General features: G+C 75.7%; 21 protein-coding genes. 4 read left to right on the forward strand and 17 right to left on the reverse strand.

What is annotated here, in order from left to right; translation table 11 throughout:
- Genes BLS67_RS11920 through acs form a run of 7 tightly spaced genes read right to left on the reverse strand, consistent with a single transcriptional unit; the run spans position 1 to position 6,493 of the window.
- A complete protein-coding gene (locus BLS67_RS11920) occupies positions 1–267 on the reverse strand; it encodes a phosphoribosyl-ATP diphosphatase (RefSeq protein WP_242654014.1) in 267 nt (88 codons plus the stop codon).
- Positions 264–767, reverse strand: coding sequence for a 6,7-dimethyl-8-ribityllumazine synthase (gene ribH / locus BLS67_RS11925; RefSeq protein WP_091245179.1), 504 nt, complete (start codon positions 765–767; stop codon positions 264–266). The genes BLS67_RS11920 and ribH overlap by 4 nt, the downstream gene beginning before the upstream one ends.
- 25 nt (positions 768–792) lie before the next feature.
- A complete protein-coding gene (locus BLS67_RS11930; RefSeq protein WP_091245181.1) occupies positions 793–2,082 on the reverse strand; it encodes a bifunctional 3,4-dihydroxy-2-butanone-4-phosphate synthase/GTP cyclohydrolase II in 1,290 nt (429 codons plus the stop codon).
- A complete protein-coding gene (locus tag BLS67_RS11935; RefSeq protein ID WP_091245183.1) occupies positions 2,079–2,687 on the reverse strand; it encodes a riboflavin synthase in 609 nt (202 codons plus the stop codon). The genes BLS67_RS11930 and BLS67_RS11935 overlap by 4 nt, the downstream gene beginning before the upstream one ends.
- A gap of 1 nt (position 2,688) precedes the next feature.
- A complete protein-coding gene (gene ribD / locus BLS67_RS11940) occupies positions 2,689–3,843 on the reverse strand; it encodes a bifunctional diaminohydroxyphosphoribosylaminopyrimidine deaminase/5-amino-6-(5-phosphoribosylamino)uracil reductase RibD (RefSeq protein WP_242654015.1) in 1,155 nt (384 codons plus the stop codon).
- A complete protein-coding gene (rpe, locus tag BLS67_RS11945; RefSeq protein ID WP_242654016.1) occupies positions 3,840–4,517 on the reverse strand; it encodes a ribulose-phosphate 3-epimerase in 678 nt (225 codons plus the stop codon). The genes ribD and rpe overlap by 4 nt, the downstream gene beginning before the upstream one ends.
- A 26-nt stretch (positions 4,518–4,543) precedes the next feature.
- Positions 4,544–6,493: an acetate--CoA ligase gene (gene acs, locus BLS67_RS11950; RefSeq protein ID WP_242654017.1), complete on the reverse strand. Its 1,950-nt coding sequence runs from the start codon at positions 6,491–6,493 to the stop codon at positions 4,544–4,546.
- Between the two features lie 132 nt (positions 6,494–6,625).
- Here acs and BLS67_RS11955 point away from each other — a divergent pair, with 132 nt between their 5' ends.
- Both BLS67_RS11955 and BLS67_RS23800 read left to right on the forward strand, forming a co-directional pair.
- A complete protein-coding gene (locus BLS67_RS11955; RefSeq protein WP_091245186.1) occupies positions 6,626–6,982 on the forward strand; it encodes a hypothetical protein in 357 nt (118 codons plus the stop codon).
- 60 nt (positions 6,983–7,042) lie between these two features.
- The gene (locus BLS67_RS23800) at positions 7,043–7,210 is read left to right on the forward strand and encodes a hypothetical protein (protein WP_165617564.1); all 168 of its coding nucleotides are present in this window, start codon (positions 7,043–7,045) and stop codon (positions 7,208–7,210) included.
- Between the two features lie 81 nt (positions 7,211–7,291).
- On the opposite strand, the gene BLS67_RS11960 is transcribed toward BLS67_RS23800, so the two are convergent.
- Genes BLS67_RS11960 through BLS67_RS11975 form a run of 4 tightly spaced genes read right to left on the reverse strand, consistent with a single transcriptional unit; the run spans position 7,292 to position 10,956 of the window.
- Positions 7,292–8,746, reverse strand: a complete 1,455-nt coding sequence (locus BLS67_RS11960; protein WP_091245188.1) for an RsmB/NOP family class I SAM-dependent RNA methyltransferase — start codon at positions 8,744–8,746, stop codon at positions 7,292–7,294.
- Complete coding sequence (locus BLS67_RS11965) at positions 8,743–9,741, reverse strand: methionyl-tRNA formyltransferase (RefSeq protein ID WP_341350144.1); 999 nt, start codon at positions 9,739–9,741, stop codon at positions 8,743–8,745. The genes BLS67_RS11960 and BLS67_RS11965 overlap by 4 nt, the downstream gene beginning before the upstream one ends.
- A complete protein-coding gene (gene def / locus BLS67_RS11970; RefSeq protein WP_091245191.1) occupies positions 9,690–10,241 on the reverse strand; it encodes a peptide deformylase in 552 nt (183 codons plus the stop codon). Before def ends, BLS67_RS11965 begins: the two co-directional genes overlap by 52 nt.
- A gap of 25 nt (positions 10,242–10,266) precedes the next feature.
- Positions 10,267–10,956, reverse strand: coding sequence for an aspartate/glutamate racemase family protein (locus tag BLS67_RS11975; RefSeq protein ID WP_091245194.1), 690 nt, complete (start codon positions 10,954–10,956; stop codon positions 10,267–10,269).
- A 32-nt stretch (positions 10,957–10,988) separates the two neighbouring features.
- On the opposite strand from BLS67_RS11975, the gene BLS67_RS11980 reads away from it, so the two are divergent.
- Together BLS67_RS11980 and BLS67_RS11985 are read left to right on the forward strand one after the other, a co-directional pair.
- Entirely contained in the window at positions 10,989–11,492 is a 504-nt protein-coding gene (locus tag BLS67_RS11980; protein ID WP_091245196.1) for a hypothetical protein, read from the forward strand.
- A gap of 12 nt (positions 11,493–11,504) precedes the next feature.
- A complete protein-coding gene (locus tag BLS67_RS11985; protein WP_091245199.1) occupies positions 11,505–11,792 on the forward strand; it encodes a hypothetical protein in 288 nt (95 codons plus the stop codon).
- A 23-nt stretch (positions 11,793–11,815) separates the two neighbouring features.
- Here BLS67_RS11985 and BLS67_RS11990 read toward each other — a convergent pair whose 3' ends face one another.
- The 6 genes from BLS67_RS11990 to mihF all read right to left on the reverse strand — a co-directional run bounded on the left by BLS67_RS11990 (position 11,816) and on the right by mihF (position 17,693).
- Positions 11,816–13,780 carry a primosomal protein N' gene (locus BLS67_RS11990; RefSeq protein WP_091245202.1) on the reverse strand — a complete coding sequence of 655 codons (1,965 nt, stop codon included), beginning with the start codon at positions 13,778–13,780 and terminating at the stop codon, positions 11,816–11,818.
- A 31-nt stretch (positions 13,781–13,811) separates the two neighbouring features.
- On the reverse strand, positions 13,812–15,017 hold the full coding sequence (metK, locus tag BLS67_RS11995) for a methionine adenosyltransferase (RefSeq protein ID WP_091245205.1): 1,206 nt from the start codon (positions 15,015–15,017) through the stop codon (positions 13,812–13,814).
- An 84-nt stretch (positions 15,018–15,101) separates the two neighbouring features.
- Positions 15,102–16,316, reverse strand: a complete 1,215-nt coding sequence (gene coaBC / locus BLS67_RS12000) for a bifunctional phosphopantothenoylcysteine decarboxylase/phosphopantothenate--cysteine ligase CoaBC (RefSeq protein WP_091245207.1) — start codon at positions 16,314–16,316, stop codon at positions 15,102–15,104.
- 134 nt (positions 16,317–16,450) lie between these two features.
- Positions 16,451–16,714: a DNA-directed RNA polymerase subunit omega gene (gene rpoZ / locus BLS67_RS12005; protein WP_014741310.1), complete on the reverse strand. Its 264-nt coding sequence runs from the start codon at positions 16,712–16,714 to the stop codon at positions 16,451–16,453.
- A gap of 47 nt (positions 16,715–16,761) precedes the next feature.
- A complete protein-coding gene (gene gmk / locus BLS67_RS12010; protein WP_091245209.1) occupies positions 16,762–17,331 on the reverse strand; it encodes a guanylate kinase in 570 nt (189 codons plus the stop codon).
- Positions 17,332–17,366: 35 nt separating this feature from the next.
- Positions 17,367–17,693, reverse strand: coding sequence for an integration host factor, actinobacterial type (gene mihF, locus BLS67_RS12015; RefSeq protein WP_091245213.1), 327 nt, complete (start codon positions 17,691–17,693; stop codon positions 17,367–17,369).
- Positions 17,694–17,842: the final 149 nt, after the last annotated feature.

Consider the following 17,842-nt stretch of genomic DNA (forward strand, 5'->3'; position numbering starts at 1 on the left):
TCAGAGGTGGGTGTAGACGTCGTCGAGGGTCAGGCCCTTGGCGATCATCATCGCCTGGGTCCAGTAGAGGAGCTGGCTGATCTCCTCGGCGGCGCGGTCGGGGCCCTCGTGCTCGGCGGCCATCCAGCTCTCGGCCGCCTCCTCCACCAGCTTCTTGCCGATCGTGTGCACCCCGGCCTGCACCGCGGCGACGGTGCCCGAGGCGGGGTCGCCGGCGGCGACCTTGGCCTGCAGCTGGGCGAACAGGTCGTCGAACGAGGTGCTCACCCGATGCCGAACCCGAGGTCGGGCTTCGGGTTGCGCAGCCGACGGAGGGTCACCGCGGTGTCCAGCGCGGCGACGGTGGCCTCCCATCCCTTGTCCTCGGCGGAGTCCTCGAGGCCGGCCCGGTCGCGGGCCTGGCCCTCACCCTCGGTGGTGAGCACGCCGTTGCCGATCGGCACACCGGTGTCCAGGGAGACGCGGGTCAGCCCGGCGGTGAAGGAGTCGCAGACGTACTCGAAGTGCGGGGTGCCGCCGCGGACGACGACGCCCAGCGCGACGACCGCGTCGTGGTCGGCGGCCAGCGCCTGGGCCACGACCGGCAGCTCGAGCGCCCCGGCGACGCGGACGACGGTCGGCTCGGGCACACCCATCTGGTGCGCGCAGGCCACCGCGCGGGCCAGCAGCGACTCGCAGATGTCGCTGTGCCAGCGGGCGGCGACGATGCCCAGCCGCACGCCGGAGGCGTCCACCGTCTGGTCGCTGGGGGCACCTGAGCCGCTCATCGTCGGGTCTCCTCTGGGTCGGTGGTCACTGGTCCTGCTCGGGCTGCCGGATCGGGGTGTGCGTGCCGACCGGCACCGGGATGTCCTCGTCGGGGTCGACGATGTCCAGGATGTGGCCCATGCGGTCGCGCTTGGTCCGGAGGTAGCCCACGTTCTCGGGCGTCACGTGGCTGGGCAGCCCGACCCGGCCGGTGATCCGCAGACCGTAGCCCTCGAGCCCGGCCCGCTTGGCCGGGTTGTTGGTCAGCAGCCGCATGGAGCGGACCCCGAGGTCGACCAGGATCTGCGCGCCGGTGCCGTAGTCGCGGGCGTCGGCGGGCAGGCCCAGGTCGAGGTTGGCGTCGACGGTGTCCACGCCGGCGTCCTGCAGCTGGTAGGCCTGCAGCTTGTGCAGCAGGCCGATGCCCCGGCCCTCGTGCCCGCGGATGTAGAGCACCACCCCGCGGCCCTCCTGCGCCACCGCGGCGAGCGCGGCCTGCAGCTGGGGCCCGCAGTCGCACCGGAGCGAGCCGAACACGTCGCCGGTGAGGCACTCGGAGTGCACCCGGACCAGGACGTCCTCGCCGTCGCTGATGTCGCCGTAGACGAACGCGACGTGCTCGCGGTCGTCGTAGGAGCTGGAGTAGCCCACCGCGGTGAACAGGCCCGGCGCCAGCGGCACCTTGGCCTCGGCGACCCGCTCGACGAGCTTGTCGAAGCGCTTGCGGTAGGCGATCAGGTCGGCGATGGAGACCATCACGAGGTCGTGGTCGTCGGCGAACACCCGCAGCTCGTCGCCGCGGGCCATGCCGATCGGGTCCTTCTCGCTGACGACCTCGCACAGCGTGCCCGAGGGCCGCAGCCCGGCCAGCACGGCCAGGTCGACGGCGGCCTCGGTGTGCCCGGGGCGGCGCAGCACCCCGCCGTCGCGGGCCCGCAGCGGCACGATGTGCCCCGGGCGCGACAGGTCGGCGCTGGTGGTGTCGGCGCCGGCCAGCAACCGGATCGTGTGCGCCCGGTCGGTGGCCGAGATGCCGGTGCTGATGCCCTCGCGGGCGTCGACGGTGACCGTGTAGGCGGTGCCGCGGCGGTCCTGGTTGACCCGGAACATGGGCGGCAGGTCGAGCCGGTCGGCGTCGGTCTCGGTGACCGCGACGCAGATGTAGCCCGACGTGTAGCGGACCATGAACGCGACCAGCTCGGGGGTGGCCAGCTCGGAGGCGAAGATCAGGTCGCCCTCGTTCTCGCGGTCCTCGTCGTCGATGACCACGACCGGCTTGCCGCTCTTGATCGCCGCGATCGCGTCCTCGATCGAGTCCAGCAGCTGCCCGCTCACGCGCGTGCTCCGATCAGTCGTTCGACGTACTTGGCGATGACGTCCACCTCCAGGTTGACCGGGTCACCCGGGGCGCGCGTGCCGAGGGTCGTCTCGCGCAGGGTGGTGGGGATGAGGGAGACCTCGAGCCACGGCTCGGGGTCGGTGGCGGCGGTCAGGGCGCTCACGGTCAGCGAGACGCCGTCCACGGTGATCGAGCCCTTCTCCACGACGTAGCGGGAGATGTCCGCCGGCAGCGCCACCCGGACGACGGTCCAGTGCTCGCTCGGCGTGACCGACACGACGGTGCCGACGCCGTCGACGTGGCCCTGCACGATGTGGCCGCCCAACCGGGTGTCGGCGGTGACCGCGCGCTCGAGGTTGACCGGGTCGCCGTCGGAGAGCGAGCCGAGGCTGCTGCGACGCAAGGTCTCGGCCATCACGTCGGTGGACCAGACGTCGGCGGCCACACCGGTGACGGTGAGGCAGACCCCGTTGACCGCGATGGAGTCGCCGAGCGCGACGCCCTGGAGGGTCTTGGCTCCGCGGACCTGGAGGCGGGCGGAGTCGCCCTGGTCGTCGCGGACCACGAGCGTGCCGACCTCCTCGACGATGCCGGTGAACACGTCAGCTGCCCTCTTCCGTCGGTCGTGTGGCACCAGTGTGCCGGGTGGGCCGGTACCGGATCTGCACGTCCCTCCCCAGGGGGGTGACGTCCAGCATCCGCCACTGCAGCGCATCGGCCATCGTGCTGATTCCCAGGTCGGCGGTCGTCGCGGGCCCCGCACCCAGCAGCTGCGGGGCCAGGTGCAGCACGAGCTCGTCGACCAGGCCCGCCCGCAGGAACGCCGCGACCAGGGTCGGCCCGCCCTCCAGCAGCACCCGCCGCACGTCGCGGTCCCACAGCTCGGCCAGCAGTTCGACGGGCCCGGCCGCGCGGCTGACCAGGGTCGGTGCCGCGTCGTCGTGCACCCGGGCAGTGGCGGGCACCCGGCCGCGGCGGTCCAGGACCACCCGCAGCGGCTGGTGGGCCACGCCCGGCACGTCGCGCACGGTCAGCTGCGGGTCGTCGGCCAGCGCGGTGCCCGACCCGACGAGGACGGCGTCGCAGGTGGCCCGCAGCCTGTGCACCTGCGCCCGGGCGTCGGCGCCGGTGACCCACCGGCTGGTGCCGTCGCTGGCCGCGACCCGGCCGTCCAGGGTGCTGGCGACCTTCCACACCACCTGCGGCCGGTGCTCGTGGACGCCGAGCAGCCAGGGCGCCAGGGCGCCGTCCTCGGCTTCGTCCCGCTCGACGCCGAGCAGGACGTCGACCCCGGCGGCCCGCAGCCGGGCCGCCCCGCCCGCGGCGGTGCCGGTGGGCTCGGGGACGGCGACGACGACCCGGGCGACCCCGGCGGCCAGCAGCGCCGCACTGCACGGACCGGTGCGCCCGGTGTGGTCGCAGGGCTCCAGCGTGACGACGGCGGTGCCCCCGCGGGCCCGCTCCCCCGCCTGCTGCAGGGCGACGACCTCGGCGTGCGGCCCGCCCGGCGGCCGGGTGGCGCCCTCGCCGACGACGGCACCCGCGGGGTCCAGGACGACGGCGCCGACCGCCGGGTTGGGGCTGGTGGTGCCCAGCACGCTCAGCCCCAGCGCGCGGGCCCGGGCCATGGCGGCCAGCTCCACCGCGGTGGGCGTCGTGCTGGCGGGCGCGGTGCCCGTGGGTGCGGTGCCGGTGCGACCGGCGGCGGCAGCTCGGCTGGCGGCTGCGGCCTGCTCGGCGGTGACCGGGTCGGTCACGGCGTCGGGAACGAGTGCGCGGCCTGCGCCCGCAGCGCGGCGATCGCGGCCCCGGGGTCGGCGGCGCCGTAGACGGCGGAGCCGGCGACGAACATGTCCACGCCGGCCTCGGCGGCGGCCTCGATGGTGTCGGCGTTGATGCCGCCGTCGATCTCGACCAGGAGCTGCAGGTGGCCGGTGTCGACCAGCCGGCGGGCCTCGCGCACCTTGCCCAGCACCTCGGGCATGAACGACTGGCCGCCGAACCCGGGCTCGACGCTCATCACCAGCAGGGTGTCGAACTCGCGCAGCACCTCTTTGTAGGGCTCGAGCGGCGTGCCGGGCTTGATCGCCAACCCGGCCAGCGAGCCCGCGGCGCGCAGCGTCCGGGCCAGGTCCCGGGGGTCACCGGTGCAGGCCTCGGCGTGCACCGTGACGTTGCGGGCGCCGAGCTCGGCGTAGGCCGGCGCCCACCGCTCGGGGTCGTCGATCATCAGGTGGCAGTCCAGCGGGACCGGGCTGACCGCCTGGATCGCCTTCACCACCGGCTCGCCGAAGGTCAGGTTCGGCACGAAGTGGGCGTCCATGACGTCGACGTGCGCCCAGTCGGCGTCGACGATCCGCGCGGTCTCGTCGGCCAGCCGGGCGAAGTCGGCGGACAGCAGGCTCGGCGCGATCATGGGACGGCGGGACACCGGGTGATCGTAGGTGCGGGCCACCGTCACGCCCCTGCCCGGTGCGCCGTCCAGGCGTCCTGCACGGCGTCCAACGCGGCCGGGTCGGTCAGCGACGTGGTGTCCCCGCCCCCGCGGCCGGCGGTCAGGTCGGCCATCAACCGGCGCATGATCTTCCCCGAGCGGGTCTTGGGCAGGTCGGTGACCACGACGACCTCGCGCGGCTTGGCCACCGCGCCGACCCGCAGCGCCACGTGCGCCCGCAGCTCCTCGGCCAGCCCGGCGTCGTCCGCGCCCGCGTCGTCCCGGGTGATCACGAAGGCCACGATCCGCTGGCCGGTGATGTCGTCGGGCGCGCCCACGACGGCGGCCTCGGCCACCCGGGGGTGCGCGACGAGCGCCGACTCCAGCTCGATGCTGCTCAGCCGGTGGCCCGAGATGTTCAGGACGTCGTCGATCCGGCCGCCGATCCAGATGTACCCGTCGTCGTCCTTCGAGGCCGAGTCGCCGGCGAGGTACCACCGCTGCTGCGCGTAGGGCGCCCAGTAGGAGCGCACGAACCGGTCGTGGTCACCCCACACCGTGCGCGCCATGCCCGGCCACGGCGCGGTGATGACCAGGTTGCCCTCGACCCCGGGCGGGGTCTCGGTGCCGGCGTCGTCGACCACGGTCGCCGACAACCCGGGCAGCGGGACGGTCGCCGACCCCGGCTTCAGCGCGGTGACCCCGGGCAGCGGGGCGACGACGGCGGCCCCGGTCTCGGACTGCCACCAGGTGTCCACCACCGGGCACCGGCCACCGCCGACGTGCTCGTGCAGCCACCGCCACGCCTCGGGGTTGATCGCCTCGCCCACCGAGCCCAGCAGCCGCAGGGAGGACAGGTCGTACCCGGCCGGCAGCTGCGGCCCGTGCTTCATGAACGTGCGCACCAGCGTCGGCGCCGTGTAGTAGGTGGTCACCCCGTACCGCTCGATCACCTCGAAGTGGCGGCCGGGGTGCGGGGTGAGCGGGCTGCCCTCGTAGACCACCTGGGTCGCGCCGTTGGACAGCGGGCCGTAGAGCACGTACGTGTGCGCGGTGACCCACGCCAAGTCGGCCTGGCACCAGTAGACGTCGTCGGGCTCGAGGTCGAACAGCGCCCAGTGCGTCCAGCTGGCGTGGGTGAGGTAGCCGCCGGTGGTGTGCACCAGGCCCTTGGGGCGGCCGGTGGTGCCCGAGGTGTAGACAATGAACAGCGGGTGCTCGGCGTCGAAGGAGGCCGGCTCGTGGTGGGCGGGCTGCCGCTCCAGCAGCTCGTGCCACCAGACGTCGCGGCCCGCCGTCCACGGCACGTCGTCCTGCCCGGTGCGCCGCACCACGAGCACGTGCTCGACGTGCGCCAGGCCGGCCACGGCCTCGTCGGCGGCGGCCTTGACCCCGACCGCGGTGCCGCGGCGGAACTGGCCGTCGCTGGCGATGAGCAGCTTCGCGCCGGTGTCGGCGACGCGGAACCGCAGCGCATCGGCGGAGAACCCGCCGAACACCAGGCTCACCACCGCGCCGATGCGCGCGCACGCCATCGTGGCCACGACGGTCTCGACCAGCACCGGGAGGTAGAGCACGACCCGGTCACCGGCCTCGACGCCGAGCTCGGTCAGGCCGTGGGCCAACCGGCTGACGTCGGCCAGCAGCTGGGCGTAGGTGACGGTGCGCCGGTCACCCGGTTCGCCCTCCCAGTGCAGGGCCACCCGGTCGCCGTGCCCGGCCGCGACGTGCCGGTCGACGCAGTTCACCGCCACGTTCAGCCGACCGCCGTCGAACCACCGGGCCGTGGGCCACTGCGCGTCGTCGAACACCTGGTCCCAGGGCCGGTCCCACTGCAGCCGCCCGGCCTGCTGCGCCCAGAAGGCGAACGGGTCGGCGGCGGCCTGCGCGTACACGTCGGGCCCGACGTTGGCCTGCGCGGCGAACGCGGCGGGCGGGGGGACGACGTCGGGGCGCTGCATGGGCTCGCTCACCGCACCATGGTCCGCTGCACCCCGGCCCGGTCGCGCGCCCACCCGACCGTTCGTGACCAGGCCCACCGTGTTGTGCCCCGCGCGGCCGCAGGTGATCCTCGGGGCCGGCACGGACGGTGGACGGGGGCGGGGATGGACGAGCAGGTGATGGTGCGGCTGGCCCGCCGTCGGCGCCTCGGCCGGCGTCTCGGGGTCGTCGCCGTACCCGTCGTCCTGGTCGGCTGGTTCGTGGTGACGTCCGCGGACGACGGCCCGCCCGACGCCGTCAGCGTGCTGGCCCTGCTCGCGCTGGCCGCGGCGGTGGCGGTCGGGTGGTGGTGGCTGGAGCGCGGCGCCGGGCGGTCCTGGGCGGGGTTGCGCGCCCGCTCGGGCCCGAGCGGCCCGACGGCCGAGCAGCTCGCCGACGCCCGCGCCGAGCTGGCCCTGCGCACGTGCTCACCACCGGCCCCGGGCGACCGGGTCCGCGTCGAGGGCCTGGTGGACCGGTGATCCCGCGACGCCCGGTTCGGGCTGTGGGCCGCCCCGGTCTACGGGGCCTTCCTGGTGCTCATGGCCACCCACGGCGGGTACGACGAGGGCCGCAGGGTCCCGTGGCCGGTCACCGCGCTCTGGCTGGCGGTGGCGGTGTGGCTGCTGGGCCGGTCGCTCCACCGCCGACGGGTGACCCGCCGGTGGCTTGCCGCGCACGGGTCACCCGAGGTGGCCGGACGTCCCTGACGGTGTGCGCACCGGGCGACGGCCGGCCACCGTGCAGGACGTCCGGCCACCCCACCGGGCGAGGTCAGTCCACCGGCGAGGTCAGCCCCGGCGGCGGAGGAGGGCCACGAACATCGCGTCGGTGCCGTGCCGGTGCGGCCACAGCTGGAGCGCGTCGCCGCGGGCGGCGTCGGGCACGCCCGGGAACAACGGGGGCACGGCCAGCACCTCGACGTCGGGCCGGTCGGCCACCGCGGCCACCACGTCGACGGTCTCGGCGGTGTGCGGTGAGCAGGTCACGTAGGCCACCACTCCCCCGGGCCGGACGGCGACCAGGGCGGCGTCGAGCAGCTCGCGCTGCAGCTCCGCCAACGGGGCGACGTCCTCGGGCGTCCGCCGCCACCGCACCTCGGGACGACGGCGCAGCGCGCCCAGGCCGGTGCACGGCGCATCCAGCAGCACCCGGTCGAACGAGCCCGGCGCCCACGGGCCGGAGCGCCCGTCGGTGACCACGACCTCGACGTCCTCGGCGTCGCGCAGCGCCGAGGCCACCAGCCCGACGCGGTGCTCGGAGCGGTCGGCGGCGGTCAGCTGCACGCCCTCGGGGCGGACGGCGGCCAGCAGCGCCGCCTTGCCGCCCGGGCCGGCGCACATGTCCAGCCAGGTCTGGTCGGGACCCTCCATCGGCGCGCGGACCAGCGCCAGCGCGGCCAGCTGCGACCCCTCGTCCTGGACGCCGGCCGCCCCGGAGCGCACCTCGGCCAGCAGACCGGGGTCACCGCCCTCCAGGCGCACCGCGTAGGGCGACCACGGGCCGGGCAGGCCGTCGGAGGAGGCGATGAGCGTCGCCCGGTCGACCGACCGGGCCACCAGGTGCACCTCAGGGGCCTCGTCGTCGGCCAGCAGCGCGGCCTCCAGCTCGGCGTCGGCGCCCAACCCCTCGGCGCCCAGCGCCCCGCGCCAGGCGGCCACGATCCACAGCGGGTGGTCGGTCAGCAGCGACAGCCGCTCGTCGCCCTCGACGCCCAGGGCGGTGACCCACTCCTCGCGGGTCCCGCCCGCGGCCACCTTGCGCAGCACCGCGTTGACCAGGCCGGACGCGCCGGTGCCCACGATCGCCCGGGCCAGCGCGACGGTGGTGTCCACCGCCGCGTGCGCCGGCACGCGCAGGTCGATCAGCTGGTAGGCGCCCAACCGGAGCAGGTCCAGCAGCTTGGGGTCCAGCTCGGCCAACGGCCGCGAGACCAGACCGGTGAGGATGGCGTCGAGGGTGCCGGTGGCGCGCAGCGTGCCGTAGGCCAGCTGGGTCGCGAAGGCGGCGTCGCGCGGGCGCAGGTCGGCCGACCGCTCGCGCAGCAGCTGGGGCAGCAGCAGGTTGGCGTAGGCGTCCCGGGCGGACACGCCCTCCAGGACGTCGTAGGCGGTCAGCCGGGCACCGTCGAGGACCGGGCGGACCCGGCGGCCCTCCGGTCGGTTCTGGACGGTCCGCGGCCCCGCCGGCCGCCCGGACGGACCCTGCCGCCCGCTCGTGCCCTGCCGTCGTCCACCCTGCGTCACGCGCCCACCCTCTCGCCGTCGGTCGGCCGGGCGCCGCGCGCCCAGTCCGCCGCCGGCAGCATCTTCTTGCCCGCGGGCTGGACCAGGCCCAGCCGGACCGATCCCCGCCCGGTGCCCACCAGCACCCCGCTGGGCCCCACCAGCACCCCGCTGGGCCCCACCGACAGCTCGCCGGGCGCCAGGCCCAGCGCCGTCGGCAGCGGCTCGACCGGGCCCAGCCGCAGCCGGTCGCCGCGCCACGTCGTCCAGGCCCCGGGGGCCGGGGTCACCCCGCGCACCCGCCGGTCGACCACGTGCGCCGGCAGCGACCAGTCGACCGCGGCGTCGGCGGTCTCGACCTTGGGGGCCAGCGAGACGCCGTCGGCCGGTTGCGGCCGGGGCACCAGCGACCCGTCGGCGATGCCGTCCAGGGTGGCCACCAGCAGGCCGGCGCCGGAGACGGCGAGCCGGTCGAGCAGATCACCGGCGGTGTCGCGGGGGCCGACCGGTTCGGTGACGACGCCGTAGACCGGGCCGGTGTCCAGCCCCTGCTCCAGCCGGAAGGTGGCCGCACCGGTGACCTCGTCGCCGGCCATCAGCGCGTGCTGCACCGGTGCCGCACCGCGCCAGGCGGGCAGCAGCGAGAAGTGCAGGTTGACCCAGCCGTGCACCGGGACGTCGAGGGCCGCCGGCGGCACCAGTGCGCCGTAGGCGACCACCGGGGCGCAGTCAACGCCGAGGGCGGCGAACGTCTCCAGGAACGCGGGGTCGCGTGGGGACGGCGGCTGCAGCACCGGGACGCCGGCCTCGTCGGCGCGCACGGCCACCGGCGAGCGGACCTCGCGGCGCCCCCGCCCGGCCCGCGCGTCGGGCCGGGTCAGGACGGCGACCACCTCGTGGTCGCTGGCCAGCAGCGCCTCCAACGAGGGGACGGCGGGCGCCGGCGTACCGGCGAAGAGCAGCTTCAGTGCGGGCTCACCTTCACGACGGGAGCGGGTTCGCCCTGCGGCAGCCAGGCGGCGTGCCCCTGCCACTCGGCCCCGGCCAGCACGTCCAGGGCGGCGGCGCGGGCCTGAACATCCAACCGGTCGACGAACAGCACGCCGTCGAGGTGGTCTGTCTCGTGCTGGATCGCCCGGGCCAGCTTGTGCGACCCCTCGACCCGGATCGGCTCCCCGTGCATGTCCCACCCGCTCGCGGCGACGTACAGGTGCCGACGGCAGTCGAACCGGAAGCCGGGGATCGACAGGCAGCCCTCGGCGTCCTCCGCGGTCTCCTCGCCCACCGGGACGACGTCGGGGTTGACCAGGTGGCCGACCTCGCCGTCGACGTACCAGGTGAACACACGCAGGCCGACGCCGATCTGCGGGGCGGCCAGGCCCGCGCCGCCGGCGGCGTGCATGGTCTCGGTCAGGTCGGTGACCAGCCGGCGCAGCTCGGCGTCGAAGTCGACGACCGGCGCGGCGGGGGTGCGCAGCACGGGGTCGCCCATGATCCGGATCGGGGTGACGCTCACCGGTCGAGTCTAGGAGGGCCGGGGATCAGTCGAGCGCGGCGGCCAGGGCGGCCTGCACGTGCAGGGCGGTGGTGGCGAAGACGGGGACGTCGACGTCCTCCGGTCGGAGCAGCAGCTCGATCTCGGTGCAGCCCAGGACGACGCCGGTCGCGCCGTCCTCGACGAGCCGGCCGACGACCTCGACGAACCTGGCCCGCGACGCCGGGTTGACCACGCCGCGGCACAGCTCCTGGTAGACCACCCGGTGCACCTCGGCGCGGTCGGCCGGCCCCGGCACCACGACGTCGAGCCCGCCGGCGGCCAGCCGGTCCCGCAGGAACGGCTGCTCCATCGTGAACGCCGTACCCAGCAGGCCGACCCTGGTCACCCCGGCGGCGGTGACCGCTGCGGCGGTGACGTCGGCGATGTGCAGCAGCGGGACGTCGAGCACTGCTTCCAGCGCGGGCGCCACCCGGTGCATGGTGTTGGTGCAGAGCAGGACCAGGTCGGCCCCGGCCGCCTGCACAGCGGCGGCGTCGGCGGCCAGCAGCTCCCCGGCGGCGTCCCAGTCCCCGGCGGCCTGCAGGGCCTCGACGCCGGCGAAGTCCACCGACAGCAGCACGCACCGGGCGCTGTGCAGTCCACCGAGCCGCTCGCGCACCCCCTCGTTCAGCAGCCGGTAGTACAGGGCGCTGCTCTCCCAGCTCATCCCGCCCAGCAATCCGATCGTCCGCATCCGAGGACGATCCCACCTGGGTACCGTGGGGCATGGCTCCCGGTACCCGCCACCGCGCCCGCGCCCTCGTCAGCAGTGCCCTGGACGGCGTCCTCATCGGCGCCGCCGAGGCCGCGCTGGACCATCCCCGCAGGTCGCCGGTCCGTCGTCGCACGTACCTGGCCCTGGGCGCCGCGATGCTCACCGACGGCGTGCTGGGCGAGCTGCCCACCGTGCGGGCCATCGCCGCCGGGCGTCCGCCGCGCCCGGTCGAGCCCGCCCAGCAGCAGCTCGCGGTCGCGGCCGGCCTGGTCTCGGTCGGCTGGGGGTTCGTGGTGACCGTCGTGGACGGTCCGCTGGCCCGGTCGCTGCAGCGGCGCGGCGTGGCCCGCCCGCACCTGGTGCTGGGCGTGGCGACCGGCCTGGTCACCGCGGCGACGACGCTGCCGATGTGGTGGCGGCGGGCCACGCTGCGCATCCGCGAGGACGAGCGGACCACCGTCGAGGCGGCCGACCTGGCCGCGTGGGAGGCCGAGCTGGCGGCCGTCGACCGCTAGACCACCGTCGCCATGACGTCGCCGACGGCCCGGGGCGGACGGGCCCCCCTGGCGCAGGGGGACCACGTGCGGGTGCTCGCGCACGCCGACGACCCGGCGGGCGGCAACCCCGCCTTCGGCGTGGTCGGCGAAGCCCTGCCCGTCGGCGGGCTGCTGGTCGCGCAGGCGGGGGCCGGTCTCGGCGTGTTCGCCCCCGAGGACCTGCAGCGGGTGTCCCCCGGGGACATCCCGCCGGATGCGCTCGCGGACATCCACCGCCGCGCCGGGCTGCCTCCACCGGCCCCCCGACCTGCGCCGTAGGTGCCGACGGCCCCACGGCACCGCTAGAGCGAGTCGGGGTCCAGCTGCACACGCACGTGCTCGGGCGCCTTGCGCGCCGAGCGCACCCCCTGGACGTCGGCCAGCGCGCGGGCGAGCGCCAGGCCGTCGGCGCGGGCTGCCCGCACCAGGAACCGCTCGCCGGCCTCGTGCCCGGGCCTCGCCGGCTCGGGCACCGGGCCCAGCACCTCGGCACCCGGGGGTGGGCGCAGCAGCTCCAGGAACTCCGCCAGCGCCGTGGGGTCGCCCGAGAGCGCCGCCATGCGGGTGGCCGGCGGGAAGCCCAGCTCGCGCCGGTCGCCCAGCTCGCGCGCGGCCAGCCAGGCCGGGTCCCAGCGCACCAGCGCCTGCACCACCGGGTGCGCGGCGTCGGCGGTGACCACGACCTGCCCGCCGGCCGCGGCCGGGCGCACGAGTGCGGCGGCGTTCAGCCACCGCCGCAGGGTCTCCTCCCCCGCGCGCAGGTCGGCCCGGCCCAGCAACGCCCACGAGTCGAGCAGCAGCGCCGCCCCGTAGCCGCCCTCGACCACGGGCTCGGCCCCGGGCGTGGCGACCACGATGGCCGGCCCCGGCTCGACGTCGGCCAGCACCGAGCCGCGGCCGCTCACCCGCACGGCCGCCCCCGGGAAGGCCCGGCCCAGCTCCTCGGCGGTGCGCGCCGAGCCCACCACCGAGGCCCGCAGCTTCGTGCCGTGGCAGTGCGGGCAGTCGAAGGTGGCCGCCGGACGTGCGCACCACCGGCAGGCCGCCACCCGCTGCCCACCCGGCGCCGGCGCCGCGGCCACCCCGAGGGGCCCGGCGCAGTGGGTGCAGCGGGCCGGGGCCCGGCACCGGTCGCAGACCAGCCCGGGCGCGTAGCCCGCCCGGGGCACCTGCACCAGGACCGGTGCCCCGGTGGCCAGCGCCTCGCGGGCCACCCGGAAGGCCAGCGACGGGAGCCGGGCGCTGCGCGCGGCGGCGTCGCGAGCCAGCTCGGAGTCCGCGCCCAGGGCCTGCACCCGGGGCGCGGCCGACCGCAGCACCGCCCGCTCGGCCGCCAGCTCGTGCGCCCAGCCCGACTCCACCAGCAGCGCCGCCTCGGCCGTGCGGGCCGTCGCGGCCACGACCGCCGAGCAACCGGCCAGGTGCGCCCGCTGCACCAGGACGTCACGGGTGTGCGGGTAGGGCGCCCGCGGCTCGGCGTGCAGGTCGTCGCCGTCGTCCCAGACCACGACCAGGCCCAGGTCGCGGACGGGGGCGAACATCGCCGCCCGGGTGCCGAGCACCACCTGGGCGGTGCCGCGGGAGACCGACAGGAACCGGCCGTAGCGGGTGTCGGGGGCGGAGTCGGCGCGGAGCACCGCGACGGCGTCCTTCGGCAGCTCGCGGGTCGCAGCCGCGGCCAACCGGTCGAGGTCCTTGCCGTCGGGGACGACGACCAGGGCACCGCGGCCACCCGAGAGCGTGGCCCGGCACAGCTCGACGAGCCGGGCGGGCCAGTCCTCGCCGGGCAGCGCCGTCCACACGGCGCGCACGGGCCGGCCGAGAGCCAGCGCCTCGAGGAACTCCGGCCCGGTCGGGTACCGGGCGAACCCGGCCGGGTCGGGCAGGTCGGGCAGCGGCGGCGGGTCGGCCACCGGGCGCTTCTCCGGTGCCCCCCGCCGCGGGGGCAGGGCAAGCCGGAGGACGTCGGTCAGGCTGCCGGCGTACCGGTCGGCCACCACCCGGGCCAGCTCGGCCACCTCGGGGGTGAGCACCGGCTCGCTCGAGACCAGCTTCGCCAGCGGCGCGAGCTTCCCGGTGTGCTCGGTCGTCGTCCCCACGTCGAGGACGACGCCGTCGACCAGCCGGCCGGCGAACCGCACCCGCACCCGGCACCCCGCGACCACCGCCGCCGACCCGCCGTCCCCAAGGTCGTCGGGGACGGCGTAGTCGAACGGTCGGTCCAGGTGCGCCAGCGGGACGTCGACGACGACCCGGGCTACCCGCACGCGGTCATGGTGCCGGGCACCACCGACAAGATCAGAGAGCACCCTTCAGGGCCTCGACGCGGTCGGTCTTCTCCCAGGGCAGGTCCAGGTCGGTGCGGCCGAAGTGGCCGTAGGCCGCCGTGGGCCCGTAGATCGGGCGCAGCAAGTCGAGGTCGCGCACGATCGCACCCGGACGCAGGTCGAACACCGACGTGATCGCCTTCTCCAGGACGTCGTCCGGGACGGTGCCGGTGCCGAAGGTCTCGACGAACAGGCCGACCGGGCTGGCCGCACCGATCGCGTAGGCGACCTGCACCTCGCAGCGGCGGGCCAGGCCCGCGGCGACCACGTTCTTGGCCACCCAGCGCATCGCGTAGGCACCCGAGCGGTCGACCTTCGAGGGGTCCTTGCCGGAGAACGCGCCACCGCCGTGGCGGGCCATGCCGCCGTAGGTGTCGACGATGATCTTGCGGCCGGTCAGGCCGGCGTCGCCCATCGGGCCGCCGATGACGAACTTGCCGGTCGGGTTCACCAGCAGCCGGTGACCGGTGGTGGGCAGGCCCAGGGCCTCGAGCTCGGGCTGGACCACGAGCTCCTCGATGTCGGGGGTCAGCAGGGTCTCGATCGAGATGTCCTCGGCGTGCTGCGAGGACACGACCACGGTCTCGACGCCGACCGGGCGGTCGTCCTCGTAGACCACCGTGACCTGGGTCTTGCCGTCGGGGCGCAGGTAGGGCACCGAGCCGTCCTTGCGCACCGCCGAGAGCCGCTTGGACAGCCGGTGGGCCAGCGCGATCGGCAGCGGCATGAGCTCGGGGGTCTCGTCGCTGGCGTAGCCGAACATCAGGCCCTGGTCGCCGGCGCCCTGGCTGGCGATGAGGTCCTCGGCGGCCGCCGCGCGGTCGGCGGCACCGGTGCGGGACTCGTAGCCGACGTCGACGCCCTGCGCGATGTCCGGCGACTGCGCACCCAGCGACACGCTGACGCCGCACGAGGCGCCGTCGAAGCCCTTGCGGGAGGAGTCGTAGCCGATCCGCAGGATCGTCTCGCGGACGATCTGCGCGATGTCGACGTAGCCGGCGGTGGTGACCTCGCCGGCGATGTGCACCTGGCCGGTGGTGATCATGGTCTCGACGGCGACCCGGCTGCGCGGGTCCTGGGTCAGCATCTCGTCGAGGATGGCGTCGCTGATCTGGTCGGCGATCTTGTCGGGGTGCCCCTCGGTGACCGACTCGGACGTGAACAGGCGACGTGCCACTCGGTGCTCCCTGGGTGTACTGGGGTTCGGCCCGCGTGTGCGCGACCTCCGGGCGTTCGTTGCACGGGCGCCCGACGGATGAGGTTACCGGCGACCCGGGGACCGGGCAGCGACGGCGTCCCAGATGCCGGCGGCCACGACGTCCTTGCTGCCGGCCGGCACCTCGACGGCGGTGCCGTCGGCGGCCAGCACCGTGACGGCGTTGCCGGGGCGGCCGAAGACCTGGCCGCCGGACACGTCGTTGACCACCAGCAGGTCGCAGCCCTTGCGGGCCAGCTTGGCGCGGGCGTGGCCCAGGACGTCGTCGTCGGCGTCCCCGGTCTCGGCGGCGAAGCCGACCACCAGCTGGCCCGCCGGGCGCCGGCGCACCAGCTCGGCCAGGACGTCGGGGTTGCGGGTCAGCGCGACGGCCGAGGGCTCGCTGCTGCTGCCCTTCTTGAGCTTGCTGGCCGCGACGTCCGTGGGGCGGAAGTCGGCCACCGCGGCGGCCATGACCACCACGTCGGCGGCAGGCGCGTGGTCGGTCATCGCCGTGCGCAGCTCGTCGGCCGACCCGACCGGGACGACGGCGCAGCCGAACGGGGCAGCGGCCTCCACGTTCGCCGCGACCAGCGTGACCTCCGCGCCGCGGGCGGCGGCGACCCGGGCCAGTGCCCAGCCCTGCAGGCCCGAGGAGCGGTTGCCGAGGTACCGGACCGGGTCCAGCGGCTCGCGGGTGCCACCGGCGCTGACCAGCACCCGGGTGCCGGCGAGGTCCTGGACCAGCGACCCGCCGGCCAGCACGACGTCCAGCAGCGGGGCGACGTCGGCGGGCTCGGGCAACCGGCCCGGGCCGGAGTCGGGCCCGGTGAGCCGACCCACGGCCGGGGGCAGCACGAGCGCGCCGCGGCGGCGCAGGGTCGAGACGTTGTCCTGGGTGGCCGGGTGCAGCCACATCTCGGTGTGCATCGCGGGCACGAAGACCACCGGCGCGGCGGTGGCCAGCAGGGTGGCGGTCAGCAGGTCGTCGGCGCGGCCGGCCGCCGCCCGGGCCAGCAGGTCGGCGGTCGCCGGGTTGACGACGACGAGGTCGGCGGTCTGCCCGATGCGCACGTGGGCGACCTCGGGGACGTCGTCCCAGACCTCGGTGCTCACCGGGTTGCCGCTCAGCGCCTCGAAGGTCGCCGCGCCGACGAACCGCAGGGCCGACGCCGTGGGCACCACCCGCACGTCGTGCCCGCGCTCGGTCAGCGCTCGCAGCAGCAGGGCGGACTTGTAGGCGGCCACGCCGCCCCCGACGCCCAGCACGATCCGGCTCATGTCCTCATCCTCGCCCAGGGACGACGAAACCCCCGGCCCCGGGGCCGGGGGTCCCCCCTAGCGAGCTACTGGAACGGCCCGGGTGCAGGGTCCCGTCGCGCGCGGAGCGTGCGGCGGGGGGGCACCCGGGTCCTTTAATTCTCGCCGGCCGTGTGGGTCAGCAGGCCCTCGTTGATCTCGCGGAGCGCGATCGAGAGGGGCTTCTCCTGGGGCGCGGTGTCGACCAGCGGGCCGACGTACTCCAGCAGGCCCTCGGAGAGCTGGCTGTAGTAGGCGTTGATCTGCCGGGCCCGCTTGGCCGCGTAGATGACCAGGCCGTACTTGCTGCTGGTGCGCTCGAGCAGCTCGTCGATCGGCGGGTTGGTGATGCCCTCGGGGGCAGGTGCGACTCCGGACACGGGCGGGTGAGCTCCTCGGTAGATCGGGTTGCGCGGGGGGGCGATCGTCAGCCCGCGGGTGGCGCAGTCAGCAAGAGTACCAACTCGTCGGCGGCGCGGGCCAGGTCGTCGTTCACGACGACCACGTCGTAGTCGTCGACGGCCGCCATCTCGGCCCGCGCGATGGCCAGCCGGCGCTCGATGACGTCGGGCGGTTCCGATCCGCGGCCGGTGAGCCGGCTGACCAGCTCCTCGAACGACGGCGGGGCCAGGAAGACCAGCTGGGCATCGGGGGCGCTGGCCCGCACCTGGCGGGCACCCTGCATCTCGATCTCCAGCAGGGCCGGCAGGCCCACCCGCAGCTGCTCCTCGACCGGGCCGCGGGGGGTGCCGTAGCGGTTGCCGGCGTACTCGGCCCACTCCAGCAGGCCGTCGTTGGCGACCAGCCAGTCGAAGTGCTCGCCGTCGACGAACAGGTAGTGCTCGCCGTCGACCTCGCCGGCCCGGGGGGCGCGGGTGGTGACCGAGACCGACACCCACACGTCGGGGTGCCGGCGCCGGACCTCGGCGACCACCGTCCCCTTGCCCACGCCCGAGGGACCCGACAGCACCGTCAGCCGAGCAGGCGGCAGGGCCACGTGGGGCGTTCCTCGGACGTGGGTGGGGACGGGGCTCAGGCGGACTGCTCGCCGGCGAACTCGGCCTCCAGCGCCTTGCGCTGGTTGGCGCCGAGGCCGCGGACGCGACGCGTCGGGGAGATCTCCAGGCGCTCCATGATCTTGGCGGCGCGGGCCTTGCCCACACCCGGCAGCGACTCCAGGACGGCGGAGACGCGCATCTTGCCGATGATCTCGTCGGTCTCGCCCTGCTTGAGGACGTCGCCGACGGTGGTGCCCTTGCCCTTGAGCTTCTCGCGGAGCTCGGCACGGACCTTGCGGGCGGCAGCGGCCTTCTCGAGGGCTGCGGCGCGCTGTTCGGGGGTCAGCTGGGGAAGGGGCACGGGGCAACCCAATCGTTTCTCGTGTCGGCGGCGGTGGCCGCCGGTGGCGGATCTCGGTGTGTGGGGGGTCGAGCAGCAGGGTGTCGCCCAGGCTGCTCGGGCCTGGCGGTCAACCTAGTCACCCCGGCTGGGCCTGGTCACCTGGCCCC

The organism is Klenkia soli (genome assembly GCF_900103975.1).
In the GTDB taxonomy this organism is placed as follows: domain Bacteria; phylum Actinomycetota; class Actinomycetes; order Mycobacteriales; family Geodermatophilaceae; genus Klenkia; species Klenkia soli.

Bases quoted from the DNA above. Each gene is read 5' to 3' on its own strand.
- coaBC (WP_091245207.1), bottom strand. From the start codon at position 16,316: ATGAGCCGGATCGTGCTGGGCGTCGGGGGCGGCGTGGCCGCCTACAAG.
- BLS67_RS11980 (WP_091245196.1), top strand. From the start codon at position 10,989: ATGGCTCCCGGTACCCGCCACCGCGCCCGCGCCCTCGTCAGCAGTGCC.
- ribH (WP_091245179.1), bottom strand. From the start codon at position 767: ATGAGCGGCTCAGGTGCCCCCAGCGACCAGACGGTGGACGCCTCCGGC.
- BLS67_RS11975 (WP_091245194.1), bottom strand. From the start codon at position 10,956: ATGCGGACGATCGGATTGCTGGGCGGGATGAGCTGGGAGAGCAGCGCC.
- BLS67_RS11985 (WP_091245199.1), top strand. From the start codon at position 11,505: ATGACGTCGCCGACGGCCCGGGGCGGACGGGCCCCCCTGGCGCAGGGG.
- BLS67_RS11955 (WP_091245186.1), top strand. From the start codon at position 6,626: ATGGACGAGCAGGTGATGGTGCGGCTGGCCCGCCGTCGGCGCCTCGGC.
- BLS67_RS23800 (WP_165617564.1), top strand. From the start codon at position 7,043: ATGGCCACCCACGGCGGGTACGACGAGGGCCGCAGGGTCCCGTGGCCG.